11 protein-coding genes and 1 riboswitch are annotated in these 19,273 nt (G+C 48.8%); all 11 genes read right to left on the reverse strand.

The features are described from left to right. Nucleotides 1–58: 58 nt before the first annotated feature. Nucleotides 59–1,768 carry an interleukin-like EMT inducer domain-containing protein gene (locus tag L6H65_RS24740; protein WP_236346836.1) on the reverse strand — a complete coding sequence of 570 codons (1,710 nt, stop codon included), beginning with the start codon at nucleotides 1,766–1,768 and terminating at the stop codon, nucleotides 59–61. After that, a complete protein-coding gene (locus L6H65_RS24745; protein ID WP_236346839.1) occupies nucleotides 1,758–2,687 on the reverse strand; it encodes a hypothetical protein in 930 nt (309 codons plus the stop codon). The genes L6H65_RS24740 and L6H65_RS24745 overlap by 11 nt, the downstream gene beginning before the upstream one ends. Beyond that, nucleotides 2,684–5,350: an LTA synthase family protein gene (locus L6H65_RS24750; RefSeq protein WP_236346842.1), complete on the reverse strand. Its 2,667-nt coding sequence runs from the start codon at nucleotides 5,348–5,350 to the stop codon at nucleotides 2,684–2,686. Before L6H65_RS24750 ends, L6H65_RS24745 begins: the two co-directional genes overlap by 4 nt. Before the next feature lie 20 nt (nucleotides 5,351–5,370). Then, nucleotides 5,371–8,109, reverse strand: coding sequence for a glycosyltransferase (locus L6H65_RS24755; RefSeq protein WP_236346845.1), 2,739 nt, complete (start codon nucleotides 8,107–8,109; stop codon nucleotides 5,371–5,373). Nucleotides 8,110–8,114: 5 nt separating this feature from the next. Next, complete coding sequence (locus L6H65_RS24760; protein WP_236346848.1) at nucleotides 8,115–8,939, reverse strand: hypothetical protein; 825 nt, start codon at nucleotides 8,937–8,939, stop codon at nucleotides 8,115–8,117. 18 nt (nucleotides 8,940–8,957) lie between these two features. After that, nucleotides 8,958–11,897 (reverse strand): glycosyltransferase, encoded by a 2,940-nt coding sequence (locus tag L6H65_RS24765; RefSeq protein ID WP_236346850.1) that lies wholly within the window; start codon nucleotides 11,895–11,897, stop codon nucleotides 8,958–8,960. 92 nt (nucleotides 11,898–11,989) lie between these two features. Then, the gene (locus L6H65_RS24770) at nucleotides 11,990–12,688 is read right to left on the reverse strand and encodes an S-layer homology domain-containing protein (protein WP_236346853.1); all 699 of its coding nucleotides are present in this window, start codon (nucleotides 12,686–12,688) and stop codon (nucleotides 11,990–11,992) included. A gap of 792 nt (nucleotides 12,689–13,480) precedes the next feature. Further along, on the reverse strand, nucleotides 13,481–14,869 hold the full coding sequence (locus tag L6H65_RS24775) for an NCS2 family permease (protein WP_236346857.1): 1,389 nt from the start codon (nucleotides 14,867–14,869) through the stop codon (nucleotides 13,481–13,483). 138 nt (nucleotides 14,870–15,007) lie between these two features. Beyond that, a riboswitch (purine riboswitch) is annotated at nucleotides 15,008–15,108 on the reverse strand. Between the two features lie 156 nt (nucleotides 15,109–15,264). After that, a complete protein-coding gene (locus L6H65_RS24780; protein WP_236346865.1) occupies nucleotides 15,265–15,966 on the reverse strand; it encodes a Crp/Fnr family transcriptional regulator in 702 nt (233 codons plus the stop codon). A gap of 119 nt (nucleotides 15,967–16,085) precedes the next feature. Next, nucleotides 16,086–17,108 (reverse strand): HD-GYP domain-containing protein, encoded by a 1,023-nt coding sequence (locus L6H65_RS24785; protein ID WP_236346859.1) that lies wholly within the window; start codon nucleotides 17,106–17,108, stop codon nucleotides 16,086–16,088. A gap of 196 nt (nucleotides 17,109–17,304) precedes the next feature. Then, entirely contained in the window at nucleotides 17,305–18,843 is a 1,539-nt protein-coding gene (gene guaA / locus L6H65_RS24790) for a glutamine-hydrolyzing GMP synthase (RefSeq protein ID WP_236346862.1), read from the reverse strand. Nucleotides 18,844–19,273 lie beyond the last annotated feature (430 nt).

A 19,273-nucleotide genomic window follows, 5' to 3' on the forward strand; every position in this document is an offset into this window, starting at 1 on the left:
TAACAAAGAAACAAGACAGCGACTGTCAGAAGTACAGCGCGCTGTCTTGTTCCTATTCTCAATTGCTATTTTGACTGGACAGCCGATTCTCAAGAATGGAATAAACCGCTTCCTCCGTCCGAGCTTCAAACAATTGTCCTCCTGTCTCAATCAGCTCCTGCAAATCCAGCCCTTTCACAAGATCGCGCGTCGTTCGCTCAGCAATATTGAAATGCAATTGCAAATAATCAAGCAAGACTTGCCTTCTTGTGTGCCATTCCATCTGGTAACCGTACAGCTCTTTCTCAATCTCACAGGAAGACAGCGTATCCGTATAGAATCCCTCTACATTCGTGCGAAGACGTTCACGAACGACAGCAGGGTCGTTGATCGTATGAATGAACAGAGAGGAACCGATCCTCTTCAATTTCTTCGCGAGAGCAGAGTGGCCGCGTTCCGGAGTAGCAGCTACGATGCTGATCCCCTTTTCTTTTACGAATGCCAGAACCTCTTCGTCACTTGCGTTGGACTGGTATAGGGTATAGATATACCTCGGAAACGGAAATATACGGTCTACCAAATCGTACATAGCTTCGTTATACAGCTGCGGCATCACGCGCAATAGAAGATTGTATCCGAAGGGAGCCGCAGCTTCCACCAGTAACCTGAATTGCTTCTCCACAATTTCGGGCTGCGTATATTTAGAATCCGTGATCAATAAGGCATCCGGATGGTCCGCCATAAACTGGAACAGGTCATCAATCGTCATTGGCGTATACTGATCCCGTATTTTCAGCTTGCGAAATTGCTCCAGATTGAGGGGTTTGCCCTCCTCGGCTCCTTCCGGGGGTGTTTGACCTAAATGACGGTACAGATAAGCCTCCCAACCTTGCCTTACAACCAGCCTGTCATCCGATGTCAACTCCAAATCCGCCTCAAATACACGATGTCCCCGGCCCAAATAGCTCTGCTCGAATGCCTCCCTGCAGTTGGTATAATTAACGCCATCAAGCTGGCCCCCAGCATGGCTGACCACTGCAAAGTCAGCAGAATCAGACCTGTAAGAGGGAGGAACGGAACGGAACAAGCTGCCTTGCTCATAGAGTGTTTCGAACGTATCGAAGACAGTCGTCTCAACACCCGTGACGGGATTATAGGTGACAATATTAAACCCTCGCTGATTCAAGCTCCACTCCTGACCGTTCAGCACAATGCTGCTGGAATTGCTGGACAACGCACCTCCGCTCGATACAGCTGCATCAACCTCGCCGAGAACCCCTTCCCAGTGCAATTCTTCGGTCGAGCATTCCTCATGAATCACCTCATAATCGACAGCTGTGTCTTTGCGGGCAATCCAAAGATAGCTGTGTCTTAGATGTGTCTTGTTAATCAGAGCAATTCCCAGCGCCTGCAGCTGCTCTGTGACATCTCCCGCAAGCTGTTGACTGCCGTCATCCTTAACCGAGATGATCGTGTAAGAGCCATCGCGAATGGCTCCGAGATAGTCAATAATGTGCTTGCCATCAACTGCCTCTGCACGATAGCCATAGCTTTTGAATGCTGGAATATAGCTGCTCTCGTGATAATAGACAGGCTTGCTGTTGTTGCTCAGAGCAATATTGCCCATCGACTGAATCCAAACCCCGTGCTGCCGATAAAAGGATGAGCAATAAGCGGCATACACCTTGCTTTCATTGTCGCCCGGACGATCCCGATACTTTGAACTGCTATATGGAATATACACGCTTTCTTTCTCCATTAGCCCAAGGTCTGCCATCTTATGATGCATGGTTCTCCTCCTCCGGAAGGGCGCGATAAATGGCCGTGTCTTCGTATATGCATACAAACGTGTCTACCCTGTGAACGGCTGCCACCTCCGAATGAATCAGATCGTAAATGACGATATTCATTCCCCTCAGATTCGGAGAGTATTCCTGCCCGTTTATTCTAATGCTTGAGTTGTTTCCGCAGTTAAGGCCAGCGCTTGATATCTCCAGATGAACAGGAATTTTGAAATCATTAACACGATCTCCCACGCGGTATTGGGCACACAAGGCAACACCGGCGATTTCCTCGTAGAGACTGGTATAGGAATGCTCGTCCTTCTTCCAGATGATATTCAGATAGCTTTGACGCAAATACTCTCTTGTCACTGCCCGAATGCCGCACTCCCATAGCTGCTCCTGCCATTTATGGTTAAATGCTTGCGTGCCGTCATCCTTCACGGACAGGATAATGATCGAGAAGGGCGGCGCTTCTCGCAACAAATCGATTAGAGATTTGCCATGAACTAATTGGATATAATACCCTTCCCCCCATAACAGCGGCATTGCCGCAGGATCATCGAAATGAACGATGGGACGCCCGGCAATCCAGTCTGTCTCCTCCGTATTTACAATTGAAAGATTACGATCGCCACACAGCGTTTTGAATTCGTTATAGGCTGCCGGTTCGCTGCTCCAACGCCCGTTTTCCACAATGACGGCGCATGCTTCCCTTCCCCCGGCCAACATCTCTTCCCACCGTGCAAAAGTATACGTTGTGGCGGGTACGTTGCCGCCCTTTTCTAATTCAACCTCTTCGACTGCTTCATCTGACGGCATAGAAAGCAGCGGCAGCCTGCTCTCCGCTCTGCCAACCCCAACCAGAATCGCAATCCAGCCTGCAAGCAAGGCGACCGCTGAGACTTGAAGCCACACCACGCTCATGAGACTCCCTCCTTCGGCTGCCGCTCAATGACAGCTTTGTAAATGCCGCTATCAACTGAGGTTGTCATGAACGTATCCGCCCGGAATACATCTACAACCTGACATGTCTCCATATTTACTACAACAAAATTGAGACCTCTACTATTGTGTCCATGTGAAATGCCGTCAACGACAATTTGAGATCTGTCACCAGCCAGAGCGCCTTCACTGATGACGCCCAGCTCAAAGGGCAGCGCAATGCCGCCGACGAGTAGGCTGCTCTCCCACAATCGCGCAAGCGCAAGCTCCGAAACCTCTTCATGCAGCGATATAAAGCCCTTGTTCTTGTAGATCAGGTTGATATAGCTATGGCGATATTTGGTTTGGTTCAATTGATGAAAGCCGTACGCTGCCATCTCCCTTGCAAATTCAGGCCGGAATTGATTTGAAGCATCGTCCTTGGCAGACACAATGATAAGGGCATGATCAGGCAATTGGGCCAAATGATTAGACAGCTTTACAGTCTCAACCAACTCTATTCTGTAACCTTTATTTTTAAAAATCTCCGAATAAAGCGGATCTTCAAAATAGACCGGCTGCTCGTTGACATCCCAATCGGTAGTGGAATAGAAACGGATATTTTTCCTCCTTGCCTTGCGATGATACTCTTCCAAACGTTTCAGACTATCCAGATCATTATTCTGACCGATCAAATAAGCTTGATCCAGTCCCAAGGATATTGGAATGACAATCGCCTCTTCATCAACGCTGCCAAGTATACGCTCAACACCAGGCGTGAAGGTTGCTGTTTCAGCCTCCGACCACTCCGGCTCATTAAATTGTTCACCAGATACAAGCAAGTCATTGATGATCAGATATTCTGATTTCAGCACTTGCTGCCGGCTGTAATCAAAACCGCCCTTATTTGATCCGGATATTGGGAGAATGATCTTTTCAGTGGTCCGATTAAAGATAACACTATTCACATATCCTCCTTCGTGGGCGTAGCAGAGTACATCACGCGTTGCAAAAGAACCAAGTGGGTATGACGTTAATGGAATAATTCGTTCCTCCGGTGCGTTGAACAAATTCTCCCCCATACCGTAAGAAATTCGGGGCAAGCCTAATAAGTGCAACAGCGTCTGGCCGACATCCATCGTACTGCCAATTTTATCTGAGCTGAAAGACAGCTTCCGTTTAGCATCACCGCTCGCAATGATAAACGGCACCTTCGCCACCCGCAAGTGGTTAGCCGATTTATGAAAATCGGTTTGCGACATACCTAATTCTGTATACAAATCCGGAAGGTTCTCGGCAGGAATGCCCTCATGATCGCCATAGAGCGCAATGACCGTATTGGCGAGCAGGCCCTCCTCTTCCAGACCCTCATAAAAATGTTGAAGCGCTCGATCCGTATAATTGACGCTCTGATAATAGAAAGACATAAAATCAGGCACAGCCTTGCTAATATTCAGTCCCCAATGCTTCTCCTCCAGCTTGAATGGATAATGCGACGTCAGGCTGATCAAAAAAGAGAAGAAGGGTTTCTTCATGGTTTTAATCTTCTGGACCGACTGTTGAAAAAACGAGAAATCTGACATCCAAGTAGAGGCCTTGTCCACAGAAATGTAATCATCTTCTGAATAGAATTTCTCGAAACCGTGAGCCTTCATCATCGTCCGACGGTTATAGAAGTCGCCTTTATACCCGTGATATGCGCTCGCCTCATAGCCGAATCTCCTTACAATTCGGGGCAGCCCATAGTACTTTTTGTCAAAATGCTTGTAATTGACGATTTCATTCTTCAGTGGATATAACGATTGCAGCACAGCCAATTCGGCATCGGCGGTATGCCCTTTGGCCCACTGGCTGTAGATATCCGTAAAGGACATATGCTCCCGTGCCAATCGATTCAGAAACGGGGTAATTTCCTGCCCTTCCACCTCGCGATGAAGCAGAAACTGCTGGAACGACTCCAGTTGAACAAGAATGACATTCATCCCCTTGAACTTGCCGAACCACTCGTCCTGTATCGGTGCTACATCATCGGATTCATCCTCTGCCGCCATCTGCTCGGCTGCAAAGCCCTGAAGCAGTTGATCCCTCTCTTGCAGTCTCCTCCGTTCCGCTAACGACAAGAAATAATAGGAGATAAACATGCCGAACCGGTTAGGTTCAACCGATCCATCCCGCAGCCCCCGATATTGCTTCATCGTAAGCGCAATTAATAGCAGCAGCAGGCCATTCAACATCCCCCACAGCCACAACGGGTCCGCAGGAGCTCCGCCCGCCGCGAATGCACTCGCCAGAACAACCGCAATAAGGGCAACGAACAACAAATCCTTCTTTTTAACTAACCGGCCTGCCGCCTGAAGCAGCATGGCGCCACTCACCGCTGCTGTCTCTCTCGAAGTGAGAAACTGCTTGATTTGAGAGCCTGCTATAAGGTGGCCGAAAAAACGGACATGCACCAAATTGATATAATAAACCGCACTGGCCAGCATAATGACAGCAGATGCCGTAATCGCGCTCCATTCTGCTGCAAGATGAAGGGCAATCGCGGTGATCATCGACATCACCAGTTGCTCGACCGTTATCAGTCTGCTTCCCTGCCCTTTATTAAGAACAACATTCCATGTCCCATGCCATATAAAGAAAACAAAACAAATTACAACTGAGGACATATACGCCTACCTTCTTCCTCTCAGTCAAACCTCTTTATAATAGGGTCGAAATACAGCTCCGTCTCTTCTGTTATCCATTGCAGCCTGCCGAAGCTCGACTCAGCCTCCCGTTCATGGTTCCCGCGAATAAACACAGCTTTCCCCTGCTGCAAATATCGTACGGCTTCCGGCATCCAATGCCTTGCATGAGCTCCCGGTCCAAGACGGAATTCCACAGCTTCAGTGGAAGGAAGCCCCGCATCCTTCTCATTGGCTATGTCACCGATCAACTCCGTAATAACCGCCTTCCAGCGTTCCTTCCAATTCACTTTATTGAACGCTTTGGATACCTCCAGCGCATGCTTGCCAACCCGTTCCCTCAGCTCGGGGTTTTCTAGATATTCCACAATGGCCTGCTCCAGCGATTTGCTGTCCGGATTGATCAGCAAGCCGTTAAACCGGTCAATAATTATATCGGTCAAGCCGCCGATTCTTGTAGAGATGATGGCATTGCCCGTTGCGCAAGCCTCCAGACAGGAGAGGCTCGTGCCTTCGCTATAGAGCGTAGGAATAAGTACAATATCCGCCTCTTTATAGACGAGATGCATGTCATCGGGTTCCCGATGATAGCAGAATATTCGACCCGGCCAGCGCTCCATAGCTTTGTCGATCCCCTTGAGATCAGCCTCGAACCCTTTCCCGACAAAATGAAATTCCGTCTCGGGAAATGTCCGCAATATTTGTTCCGCAGCAGCGAGCGTAATATACAATCCTCTCGCTTCATAGAGGCGCCGCGGATAGACGATTCTGACTTTCCCATCATCCTTGCGAGGGACGGGATAGAACTCCGTCGGATCAACGTAATTGGGGATTGTCAGCATTTGCTGGCCTGTCCGGTGAGATACAGTTTGAAACCAGTTTGCCGTATTGGTATCCACTGAAACCATCTTCTGAACTTTCTTCGCGCTTTGGATGAACCGTTCATTAAAGTTCCAGAACTGATCACCATTTTGAAAATCACACCCAGGATGGTCCCATGCCACGCCATGACTGATACCGATACTGGGATGCGCCACGTCGGGATGTGCCTGAAAAAAAGCCGAGTAAAAATTGAGAAGCAATTTCCCTTCTGCTGCGTATAGATAGCGCCGGTTGAATAACTTAAGATTCTCGAAGCTGAATTCATTCATATTTAAAGATTCATGTCCCAGCGAATAGACATCAATGTCGTTATACTTCCGGTACCAAGGAAAATGACCGTATTGATAAATATCCAGCTTTAATCCAAGCTCGCCGCAAGCCTCATGCAGATCGACAAGATACCGCTCCGCACCGCCGGAATAATAATTGCCTCCCTCATAGTCGAGAAAGGTTGCGGCAAACACGCCCACATGTCTGTCATAGGTGCGATTGGCGAATATACTCAGACAAGAAGGCCGTGCCTCAAGCTCGCTTAGCACCAGCTCAGCCCGCTTGCTCCATTGATTCTTGTCTGATATGGACTTCAAATGCGCTTGTGCTTCTGGCGTAACCTTCCACAAAGATGAATCCAATTTCACGTTTTCTCCGGCTTTCACGAATTTAATTCCCGGACCCGCGAACGGAACCACCTCGGCGATTGGCGTCGTAATAATCGGCTTGCCGATCGTGCAGTATTCAAAAAACTTTACAGGCGAAACCGCATTCGTCAGCTTGTTCACGATAAAAGGAATGATGAGCGCATCGAAGCAGGCCGCATATTCCTTCAACTGCAAATACGGCTTGGGACCGAGAAAATGGACATTGGCTGGAAAGGATGCATTGGCGATTCCGCAATGACCGATCAGAACGATCTCGACCCCAGGATCGCGCGCCAATGATTTCACAAGCTTCGAGTCAAACCATTCCTCTATCGCGCCATAATAACCAATGATTCGCTTCTTTTTCCGGACAATCGATTTCAGGTCGTTCGGCACTTCCAATGGGGTGTCCCCGCTAAACTCGAAGTCCTCCTGCCGCGAGGCATTGGGCAAATATACGGCATCCTCCCGATCACCGACACACTCCTTCAATTGATGAGCCGAGTAAGTGACAATGTCAGCCGAATGCAGCACCTCATAATGCTTAACCAGCATATTTCTGTCATACATACTGAAGAAATCGACCCGGTCCAGCACATCATACCAGACGGTTTTGTGCGGCAAGGCGTCAATCCATGAATTTTGCAGCAAATAAGAATTTATGACGAGTACGTGAGAGGTCTGCAGCGCTTGCAGCAAATGCTCCTGTTGAGAGATGACAAACAAGCGATCCTCTACTTCCCGAATCGAAAAAGTGTCTGCCGTATCGCAGAAAAAGCAGAGATATCCTTTCCTTGCAAACTCCATCAGCAGATGCTGCGGACGTTGAACCGGCTCCCAGCGAACGGCATGGGGATAGACTACAATACCGCGATATTCCAGGCTTTGCAGCAGCTGCACAATTTGCCCTGCCTCCTCTGTCAACGGGGCACTCACAACCGCTTTATAATGCTCGGCCCGCGCCTGATATTCAGGGGCATAGAGAAGATCATTCTCAGCCAGTTCCGCCTGTTGATCGGCAATATCCTTCTGGAGCTTCCCGATCATAGCCTCATGCTCGGCTTCGGCCCTCTCCAGATCGGACCGTTCATTCCCGTACCTTGCGAGTTGGTCCTCCTGCTCCACTGCCATTGCGCTGATCTGCTGTGCGACCAGCCTCAGAGCCGCCGCTTCTCTCTCGATTGCTCCGCCGACGCCAGCGGACGAACGTTTATTCAACATGCTCCTTATACCTCCAAACTTCCGCTTAACCTGATAACGGCTTCCCCGATTCCGTCCGAGTCGAGATACACCGCATCCTTTCTGGGTCCGGCATACCGCTTCCACTTCTTGTCCGAATACGTTACGACCGTCGACTGCTTCAACAGGTCATAATGCTTCAATCTGGCCGAGGCGTCCATTCCCCACAGCACATCTTCATGCTCGCAAATATCGTACCAGATTGTTGCCGAATCCAGCAGATCAAACCAGCTGGATTGAAGCACCCATGTGCATAGAACAATCGGCTTTATCCCTTGTTCCGTGAGCCAATTGAGCAGCATAATTTCGTCTCTGAACTCATAATAACCCTCTTCCGCCGAAGGCTCGACGGCAGCTCCGACCTCCTGATTAAATGCAATACAAAGAAACCCCGCGCCGGCAAGCGCCCGGAGGGCCGATTGGATACGCCCGTTCTGAAACCGCAGCCCGTCCGGAGATACAATGACTCCTCTATAGCTCCTCCAAGCTGCCGATAACGGCCTGAACGCCTTCGCATCCACTTCAGACGGGTCCGTATATTTATAATATTGTTGTCTCTGTTCATAGTCTCTTTCATAAGAAACACGCGCCGCGTTATCGATAAGAAGCTGTGACATCCGATTCAAATGCTGCTGCAGCGCTTGAACCGTCTGGAGCTTCCCCTCGACTGCTTTACGGCGTATATGGATGCTTTTCTCTGCATCCGCGCTCGCCAGCTTCAATTCATTCAACTCAAGCTGCCGTTTTCTGCATACTTCTCTCAAAGCATCCAATTGCAGCTCATGATGCTGCTGCTCAGTAAGCTGATTCATCGTCCAACTCCTACACCGTTATACAAAACTTAAACAGAGCCATTTGCGCTTCAATTTCTCATGCAATTCCGGCCAGCCGCCCAACGATCCCGCATCGATCCGGGAGGATAGGCTATCCTCATGAATCCGATAATAATACAGAGGTTCCGGCAACAAATGTACGTTGCCCGCAAGCGCGAGCCGAATTGTAAAATCGCGGTCTTCAATACCGAACAACGATTCATCGAAGCCGCCGGTTTTCTTCAGCGAGGAGGTCCGCCACAATAAAGATGGCCCGCCGTTCTGAAGCCCGTTCAGCTTATACGCCGGCATGCGCTTCGTCTCCAGAACGAGTCCGTTCTCGTCGACATGATAGTAATCTGACATGACCGCGCTTGCCCTTGGATTAGCAGATATCGTCTGCACCATCCGTTCCAGCCAGCGTGGATGCGCATAATTATCCGCCGAGGTCCATGCCATATAAGCGCCCTTTGCTTTGGATATGCCATAGTTCAGCGCACGAGGCAGACCGCCATTGGATTCCAGTCTATAAAAACTTAACCGGCTGTCGAACTTGAATCGGTCAGCAATCGCCCTCACTTCCCCGTCCGATCCATCATCCACGATAATCAGCTCAAGCTCCAGACAGGTTTGGGATAATATGCTTCTAATACTTTCAACCAAATAGCGCGTATCATTATGTATGGGCAAAATGACGCTTACAAGCGGAGCCGCGTCATTGTTCTGCGTGTTGTTAGTATCGGCTGCAAGGAAGCGCTGGAATAGAAGCGCCCATTCCGGCATGTTCAGATACGTATAGACCGGGTACAGCAGCGATTGCGCAGTCGGCGAATCAACATTAAAGATTTCCAGTATCGCGCGGGCTATCGCTTCAAAACCTTCCGTCTTATACTCCTCGTAGACAGCCTCTGCAAGCCGGTAAGCGCAGCCTTCATTGCAATATGCCGCGCTCTCCAGCGCATGCCGCCAGGACAGAATGGCCTGCTTTCGCTCTCCCAGCTGCCATTGCAGCTCTGCGATCAGAGCAAGCCAGTCCGGTTCTTCCGTCAGCACAAGCCTGGTCTCCAGCAGCGGGTTCGATTGCACTGTGCCTTGCAGCAGTTCAATCGTCTCCCTCTTCATCTCTTCGATTTGCGCATTGACGGCCAGTTTGCCGAGCAGATAGATGAAATCAAGCTGCTCTTGTTCTTCAAGCTCCGCATCCAGTACCGTATAGATCAGCTCCGATGCTTGCTCTATCATGCCCAGATTCATATACGACAGCACCTGATAGAATTGATAAGGGAGCTGCGCAGCAGCATCCTTTGACGAAACATCCATAGCCAGAACATCGGAATATCTATGACATCCGAAATACGCCAGCAGCCTCTGAACTGAAGTCTCCTCGGAGAGCAATGCCACCCACTCCCGCTGCTTGTCCACTGGAATAAACAACGGCTTCTCCACAACAATAAAGCGGTCTGCAAGAGGCTCCTGCTGAAACTCTACATCGGCAGCCGCCTCTGCCTGTGAAGCAGAATACACCACTTTATTCGGCATCGGCTTCATCCGTATCCGGCTCTCGGTCCATTGATGACCCAATCTCTCCGAATAGGAACGAATCGCGACCGTCCCATTATGGGCAAAAGCCGCAAGCAGCAGCTCCTCGTTCAATGCGGAGCTGATCCGTTCATTCGCCTTCCAGACCCATAACAAGTCAGCATTGCAGGCGTTCAGTAGAGCAGCTTCCGCCTCCGCCAAGCTCTTGCCTTTTATATATCTGACTCCGGCCTTTTCCGCGATGGATTTCGCTTTCACGCCAAACTGTTCTTTTGACCATAGACCAACTTCATAAGAAAGCCCTTGAAACTTGCTCTGAATATGACTCAACAACTCTTCCCAATCATTGTCCAGATGCGGATGAACGATCAATAAAGCCACCTTCATGTTCTGAGCCTCTCCCCTAAGTGTGTTCTTGAAGTTCCCTGTCTTATTGGCAGCGATCCACTGATGCCTGTGAAACGTTTCTGCCAAAGAAATGCAATGATTGGGATAGAGCTTAGCTGGATTCTGCAGCCGTTGCTGCCATTCATTGAACCTTGTGCAGGCTTCCTCCCAGCGCTGTGCATCAAAACAAATTTCAGCTGCAATCGCATAAAGGTCCGGGTAATCGCCCAATTCCTTCATGCCGGCGACAGCTGCCAGCTCTGCTTCCGCATTGTTCCTCAATTGAAGCAGCGCCATCGTTTTATAATAATGCGCTTGCGCTCTGCTGTACGTATCCACAGCAGCGAGCAGATGCAGCGCCGTATCGGCATATTTGATAGTATCCGCATAATATCCGGCATTGTAGGTTTCACTGGCCAAATAGCGGTAGTTAAACCCGTCCGAAGGGTCTGACCCCACCGCTTGCTGCAGCAAGCCGATATTTCTGCTGCTTTTCACTTCATGGTATTCCGACGAGTAGCCATAATGCCGATATCCCGCACACGGACATAAGCGAATCTCTTTCTTTTCCATCTTGTTATGCGGAAGCAATCTTTCATGAACCGTCCCCGCGTAATAGAAAAAAGCAGGCGAGAACAAGCGCTCCACATGTGTAACCGAGAGAAGCCGCGAGTTAGACGATTCGAGATGAGAGCAGTTGAAAGCGGCGACCGTTCGTTCAGGGTCCAGCTCCATTGCCCATTCCTTCAAGCTTATTGAAGCCCGCCATTCAAACACTTCATCAGAATCGATCACTAGAACCCAATCCGCTTCCTGAACCAAGTGAAGCGCGTAATTTCTTGCCTCTGAAAAATTTCCGTTCCATGCAAAATAATAAACCCGAGCCCCCAAATCCAGCGCAATGCGAACGCTGTTATCCGTCGAGCCTGTATCAACCACAATGACTTCGTCCGCATGGCCCTTCACACTCCGTATGGCGTCAGCCAAAGTGGCTTCATTATTGTTAACGAGAATATAAGAGACCATTTTCATAAGGGAGCAATCCTTCAAGTAGGATGTGATTAAAGGCCGTTACCTCTTTTGACTGCCAAAAGAGATAACGACCTTCGGAATAGATCCTTGAATTAGACCGTTGGATCACTGTTCGAAATCTTTTTGCCCTCGTCCAGCAACGTATTGATGGAGCTTTTGTACTCCTCGAATTTCACGTTCTTGGTGAAATTGCTTGCCACTTGAGCAACCTGTTGCCGAGTGATTTGGCCCTTCGGATCGAATTTGCCGTCCTGAGACGGAATCAGACCTGCTTCAAGTGCCGCTTGCACATAACCTTTAGCCCAATCGCTCACTTGTCCCGCATCGGATATACCCATATTATTTCCTTTGCCTACAATATTGGTTTGAGTAACGCGAACCAGTATGGTGGCCAGCTCTTCTTTCGTCAGATAAGCGTTAGGACGGAATTTACCATTATCGCCAACCATGATTCCGAGATTCTGCAAGGAAGCGATATATTTCAATCCCCAGCTGTCACTGCTGACATCAGTAAAGGACACCGTACCCGATTTGGAAACATCCAGGTTAAGCGCCCGGGCAAGAATTGCAGCTACCTGAATACGAGTTAATTTCCCTTCCAGGTTAACGTTTCCATTGTGATCCCCTTGCAGGATCCCCTTATCGAGGAGCTCCTGAACAGCCGCTGGCACCAAAGCAGGATCAACCTTGTCATTGGCCGCGAATACCGCGACAGGTGCTGCCATTGCATTCACTACCATAGTAGATGAAACAATATACTTTGTAATTTTTTTGCTTTTTCCTAACTCCATTATTAAACCTCCCTGATTTATAATATTCCCATCTTTTCAAACATGAATTTACAACATTTACGCTTTATCGACAATAGGTTTTAAGACATGTTTTAGTATCAAAGCAAAAATAAGTTTCCAAAAAATTATTTAATGTTAGTATTTGTAAATAAACCTCTGGATAACAAAAAAGAAGCCTGCTCTTTTTTAGTGATCCAAAGTCTAACTTGTCATTGATTCTATCATAGAGAAATCATTGTTTTCTGTAACTTTGGTTACAAAAAACGATATTTTTTTACGATTATCTTCTTGGATTATATATTTTCGACTCATAACCAAAATTAGCGGTTGATGTATCGAGGAAGGCTACGGGTTCGGAGGGTTCTTCCGATCGCTGTTAAAGCCCGATTTCTTAACTGTAAGGTCTTTATAGGTTGAAATCAGGCTTTAAAGGCGAACACTATCGTTTCTTCAGAATCCCTCCAACCCTCCGCTGCTATGTTTGCACCGTAAAGACTGAATAACAATGCAATGCATTGCAACACCAGGGCGTGTGAAGTACAAATGCAATGCAACACCGATGCGTGTGAAGTACGAATCATGCATCCGAAAGCAGACCCTCGATCCATGGAAGGGCTACCCCGTCCTTATAAAGTGGTGCAATCTTGTATAGCCCATTGGCTCATCCACAGGATCGATATCATCTATGGATTCAGGGTCATAGCCTCCAGTTGCAATACGGTGCAATTGCAAAAAAAGAAGACAGCGCCGGTCCAGCGCTGTCTTCTTTCATTGTTCTATATTCAGGCCAGATTAGCCTGCGCCAAGGAATCCGTAGCGTGCAACGATCAGGATGGCAAGCACCCACATCAGCCAGTGAATGTTGTACTTGCCCTTCTCGCCCTTGCCTGTTGCATTCGCAACGAATGCCAGCACAACATAGGACACGATACCAAACGAAATACCGTTTGCAATATTGTAAGTGAATGGCATCATCGCTACCGTCAGGAAGGACGGAATCGCATAGACCATATCAGAGAAATCAATTTCCTTAACAGACTGCATCATCAGCACGCCGACGATAATGAGCGCCGCAGCTGTCGCAGAGCCTGGGATGAGCGCAATTAATGGCCACAGGAACAACGCCACCAGAAAGCCGCAGCCTGCTGATACAGCAGTAAGACCTGTACGTCCTCCTTGAGCAATCCCCGCCGAGCTTTCGACGAATGCGGTGACCGTGCTTGTTCCCAGCATTGCGCCGCCGCTGACACCAATCGCGTCAACGAACATCGCTTTGCCGATCCGTTTCTTCCCTTTCTCAGGGTCCTTCATATAACCGGCGCGATTCGCCGTTCCGACGAGCGTGCCGAACGTATCGAACAGCTCAACGAATGTGAAGGTGGCGATAACAGAAATCAGACCAACCTCGAATACACCTGCAAAGTCAAAATCCCAGAAGTTTAGCTTCGTGAAATCAGGCAGCCACTCTTGGTTCGTCAGTCCTGCGCTAAGGTTCACATCGCCAGTAAGGATCGCAACAATCGTCGTGCCGATAATACCGAACAGAATAGCGCCCGGTACACGGAGGACCATAAGTATAGCTATGAGCAGTATGCCTACCAGTGTCAGATAGACGCTTGGGCTTGCCAAATCTCCCAGATGAAACACCGTTTCGAAACCAAGAACATCCGTGTATTCACCCTTCACGATGTCGGTAGCCTTATTCTCCACTGCAACAGTCAGCACGCCGCTGTTTTTCAAGCCGATGATCGTAATGAACAGCCCGATCCCGACCGTAATCGCATGCTTCAAGCTGTCAGGCACGGCAGTAATGAGCATTTGCCGAATTTGCGTCACCGTCAAAATAATGAAGATAATACCGGAAATAAATACAGCCGTCAGCGCCATTGACGGAGTAATCGTTCCGTTCGAAGCCATTACCGTTGCGGCAAAATAAGCGTTGAGCCCCATTCCGGGAGCTAATGCTACTGGGAAATTGACGAACACTCCCATTGCAATGGTGAAAATACCGGCTGCAAGCGCAGTAGCAAGAAACACCGAGTATGCCGTTAGTCCAGTATCATCCAGAATACCGGGATTGATGGCAAGTATGTAGGCCATCGTCATGAAAGTCGTGAGACCTGCCATAATTTCTGTTCTTACATTTGTTCCGTGTTCCTTCAGACGAAAGAAACGCTCCATTCTTGAAATGCCTCCCCAAAGAAATGTGTTCAGAACAAACCAAAAAACCTAAGAAATAAATGCCATAACAAGCATTCTCTCCTAGGTTCCGCGTCAAACAAGAAAAGTATGCATACGACCGGACCGTAGACGTATTCACTCACTCTTCCTGCTTTTCGTAGACAGATCATTTACGGTGACCTCGTAGAGACTCTCAAGCCGATTCTTGAGATTATACGAAAAAGATGCAGTTTGTACGATAATCAATCATCATTTTAAAGAGGGTGGGATCATACGTCAATATGAAATTAACAATCTTCGTTCCTTAATTGGCTGCAGTTCCTGTTTAATCCTTTTTTCGAGATCGCAATACCATAATTTTAGGGATAATTGTATTTACTGGAGGATGAATGCCGTTATGACTCATCAAGCAGCTTTCTCTGAAGTTGACTCGGATCGGGGATTATAATCATTTTGTTGCGGGTTTCAATTAATCCTTCCTCCTGGAGCTCAAGCAGCACCTTGGATACCGTCTCGCGCACCGCTCCTACCATTTCGCCTAATTGCTGATGGGTGACCTTCCACTGTACGGGTGCTTCTCCATTCAGCTTATTGCTGGAGGCTTTCGAGACAGTGGCCAAACGCTTCACAATTCGTGTACGAACATTGAGAAAGGTCATGTCATACACTTGTTGGTTGGCCTGCCGCAAACGCTCCATCGTGTAGTCCAATAGATGGACAGCGAGTCTCGGATTCGCTTCTATTAAATTCTCGAAATCCGTCCTGCGCAGTGTCAGCACCTTCGTCGTAGCCATTGCTTCCGCAGTTGCGGAGCGCACAAGACCGGGTTTAATAAGCGCCATCTCGCCAAAATAATCACCTTCGCGCAAATAAGCAAACACAACCTTCTTCATGCCTTCGAACGTATAAATATTAATCGCGCCGGAACGAATGAAAAAAATTTCATCGCCTGCATCACCCTGCAGAAAAATAATAGCGCCCTTCCTGTACGTCTTCTCCACAATATATGGCAGAATACGATCAACCACAACGGCATCCAGTTCATTGAAGAAAGGAATCGTCGCTTGCAGTTTCGCCGTATCAACCATAGCATTCATTCTGGTCAATACTATCAGCTCCTAAATCATCATTCACACTTAACTTGTCCACTCGCTACCTTAGAGGCCTGTTAGCCAACAACCCGCTGTTCTGCACAGCCTGCTGGTCTTGGGAACAGCTAGATCGCATTGTTCAGCACGACCTCTTTGATCAGAATCGAGTTCATCTTCATTAAGTCCAGACGAACCGAGCGATCACGCGTCACAACGACCGGACGTGTCGGGTGGCTCTCATCCACGGCGCACACTCGGCCAGTCATGCCGTTCGAGAGTTTGACAACCGTTCCGACCGGATAGGGTGTGATACATTTAATGAACGCTCTTACAACCTCAATATCGTATGATGAATCTACTTTCGACATCACATACTCAATCCCTTCATGAGGAAGACGATTTTTGCCAATTTCATTAACAAAATGGTCAAAATCATTAGAAATAGCAACAATTTGAGCAGATTGGCGAAAAGCATCGCCGCGAATGCCGAGTGGAAAACCAGCCCCGTTCACCTGCTCATGATGCTGCAGCGCGATATGTGCAGATAGAAGCGGGATGTCGCTGCTGCGGCGCAACAGATCAAATCCGGCTCGCGGATGGTCAAGCGCGGGATTCGCAGCATCGGGTGACACATACCCGATATCATGCAGCAGTGCGCCGATCGCGACCGTGCGCAGATGCTCCTCCGAGTAGTTCAGCTTGTGTGCAGTGAGCACAGCGAGCAAGCAGACGTTGATGCTGTGCGAGAGCAGATACGAATCGTGCTCGCGAAGCTCCTTCATCTGAACAGACGATTCCAGATCACTGCCGAAACGACGGGAAATTTCATTGGCTAGCCGATTGATCGGGGCGCTGTTGAACGAGCCTCTCAGCGATACCTCGCCGAACACCGTCTTCAGTACATCGAGCGCTTTATAGCGAAGCGTTTGAATCGTGGGCAGTTCCTCAACCGGTGTTTCATGTGATGCTACTTCATTGCTGCGGCGATTATCGATCTCCACATCATCTACACTAAGCTTATACAAGCCTTCAATCAGCCTGCTGGTCAAAATCATGCCCTTGGCAAGAGCAAGCCGCCCATCATTGCGATACACATTATCAGCGAGACGATCGCCTTCAATCAAATCCTTAACTGGAACACGACTCATATTCATCACTCCATGAAATAGTTCTTAAGTCTGACTTTAATGTGATTTTATCATAGAGAAATCATTATTTTCTGTGACCATGGCTACATAAAAAGATAAATTTCCGCTAAAGATTGGCTTAAATTCGACATAATTCCCCATGAAAAAACGCCCTCCAATGTAGGAGGACGCAATTAATAGGTTTGATAGCGGTTGGTTATTCCCACTCAATCGTAGCTGGTGGTTTGGATGTAACGTCATAGACGATACGGTTAACGTTGTCGACTTCGTTGACGATACGGACGGAGATTTTCTCCAGTACGTCCCATGGAATACGGGCCCAATCGGCGGTCATGCCGTCGATGGACGTAACGGCGCGGATGCCGACTGTGTAGGAATATGTGCGGGCGTCACCCATAACGCCGACGCTCTTCATATTAGGCAGGGCGGTGAAGTACTGCCAGATTTCCCGGTCGAGTCCTGCTTTAGCGATTTCCTCGCGCAGGATAGCATCCGAATCACGAACGATGGTCAGCTTCTCATCCGTTACTTCGCCCAGAACGCGAATAGCCAGTCCTGGTCCAGGGAATGGTTGACGCCATACAATCTCAGCTGGCAGGCCGCATTCCTCGCCGACCTTGCGAACTTCGTCCTTGAACAGCGCTTTAAGCGGTTCAACGAGCTTGAACTTAATATCCTCGGGAAGACCGCCGACATTATGATGCGATTTGATCGTTTGGGCCGTTGCCGTTCCGCTTTCGACGATATCCGTATAGAGCGTGCCTTGTGCCAGGAATTCGAAATCATCAAACTTCTCTGATTCCTCTTGGAACACATAGATAAACTCATTACCGATAATTTTACGTTTTTGTTCCGGATCATCGACACCCTTCAACTTGCCGAGGAAGCGTTCGCTGGCATCAATCTTAACGACCTTCATGTCGAACTTGCCGACGAACGTTTCCATAACACTTTCCGCTTCGCCCTTGCGCAGGAGGCCGTGATCGATGAACATACAGGTCAGCTGATCGCCGATAGCTTTGTGGAGAAGAATCGCAACAACGGAAGAATCAACGCCGCCTGACAGTGCACAGAGAACTTTGCTGCTGCCGACTTCGTTGCGAATATCGCGTATCGTATCCTCGATGAACGTTCCCATACTCCAGTTGCCTTCACAGCCGCAAATATTATAGAGAAAATTACGGATCATCTCATTGCCGTATACAGAGTGCCGCACTTCTGGATGGAATTGCACGGCGAAGAGTTTGCGCTCAGCATTGCTCATCGCGGCAATTGGCGCATGCTCAGTGCTGGCATCGACGCGGAAGCCTGCTGGCGGTTCCACGACGAGATCACTGTGGCTCATCCATACGGTTTGACGGCTTTCCAATCCATCCACGAGATGGCTGCCGGACACAAAATCAACCTCGGCTTTACCGTATTCGCGTTTGCCAGCGCGTTCAACTTTCCCTTGGAGCTGGTGGGACATAAGCTGCATACCGTAGCAGATGCCGAAGATCGGCAGGCCAAGCTCATAAATAGCCGGGTCAACGAGCGGCGACTTCTCTTCGTACACGCTTGCCGGACCTCCCGAGAACACAATGCCTTTAGGCTGAAGTTCACGGATCCGCTCAACCGACGTGTTGTACGGCAGCAGTTCGCTGTACACGCCCAGATCTCTTATACGTCTAGCGATTAACTGGTTGTATTGTCCACCGAAATCGAGGACAACGATCATTTCATTTGGCTTATCCATTTAACAAGGGCCTCCCTCAAATCAATGTGATCATTATATAGTTTGAAGTTTAAGGCAGTCAAGGCACGACCGCGCCTTTCATGTTTCCTTTGTCGAAGTAAAGTGCCGTGGTGGCGTTTTCCCACCTTTACGCCACTATCCCTTTCACTCAGTCTGCGAGCGCAGATTATCTCCCCTGAGTGAAGGGGATAGTGGGCATAGGGGCGTTAGACTGCTTCTTTCTATGTGATTTATTATTGTTCAGCGCTGCGATTCGACCTCCCCTGAGCGAAGGGGATAATGGGCATAGGGGCGATAGACTACTTCTTTCTATGTGATTTATCATTGTTCGGCGCTGCGATTCGACCTCCCCTGAGCGAAGGGGATAGTGGGTATAGGGGCGATAGACTGCTTCTTTCTATGTGATTTATCATTGTTCGGCGCTGCTATT

The organism is Paenibacillus plantiphilus (assembly GCF_927798095.1).
Taxonomy (GTDB): domain Bacteria; phylum Bacillota; class Bacilli; order Paenibacillales; family Paenibacillaceae; genus Paenibacillus_Z; species Paenibacillus_Z plantiphilus.

Bases quoted from the DNA above. Each gene is read 5' to 3' on its own strand.
- L6H65_RS24785 (WP_236346859.1), bottom strand. From the start codon at position 17,108: ATGAGTCGTGTTCCAGTTAAGGATTTGATTGAAGGCGATCGTCTCGCT.
- L6H65_RS24740 (WP_236346836.1), bottom strand. From the start codon at position 1,768: ATGCATCATAAGATGGCAGACCTTGGGCTAATGGAGAAAGAAAGCGTG.
- L6H65_RS24755 (WP_236346845.1), bottom strand. From the start codon at position 8,109: ATGTTGAATAAACGTTCGTCCGCTGGCGTCGGCGGAGCAATCGAGAGA.
- L6H65_RS24770 (WP_236346853.1), bottom strand. From the start codon at position 12,688: ATGGAGTTAGGAAAAAGCAAAAAAATTACAAAGTATATTGTTTCATCT.
- guaA (WP_236346862.1), bottom strand. From the start codon at position 18,843: ATGGATAAGCCAAATGAAATGATCGTTGTCCTCGATTTCGGTGGACAA.
- L6H65_RS24765 (WP_236346850.1), bottom strand. From the start codon at position 11,897: ATGAAAATGGTCTCTTATATTCTCGTTAACAATAATGAAGCCACTTTG.
- L6H65_RS24745 (WP_236346839.1), bottom strand. From the start codon at position 2,687: ATGAGCGTGGTGTGGCTTCAAGTCTCAGCGGTCGCCTTGCTTGCAGGC.
- L6H65_RS24760 (WP_236346848.1), bottom strand. From the start codon at position 8,939: ATGAATCAGCTTACTGAGCAGCAGCATCATGAGCTGCAATTGGATGCT.
- L6H65_RS24750 (WP_236346842.1), bottom strand. From the start codon at position 5,350: ATGTCCTCAGTTGTAATTTGTTTTGTTTTCTTTATATGGCATGGGACA.
- L6H65_RS24775 (WP_236346857.1), bottom strand. From the start codon at position 14,869: ATGGAGCGTTTCTTTCGTCTGAAGGAACACGGAACAAATGTAAGAACA.
- L6H65_RS24780 (WP_236346865.1), bottom strand. From the start codon at position 15,966: ATGAATGCTATGGTTGATACGGCGAAACTGCAAGCGACGATTCCTTTC.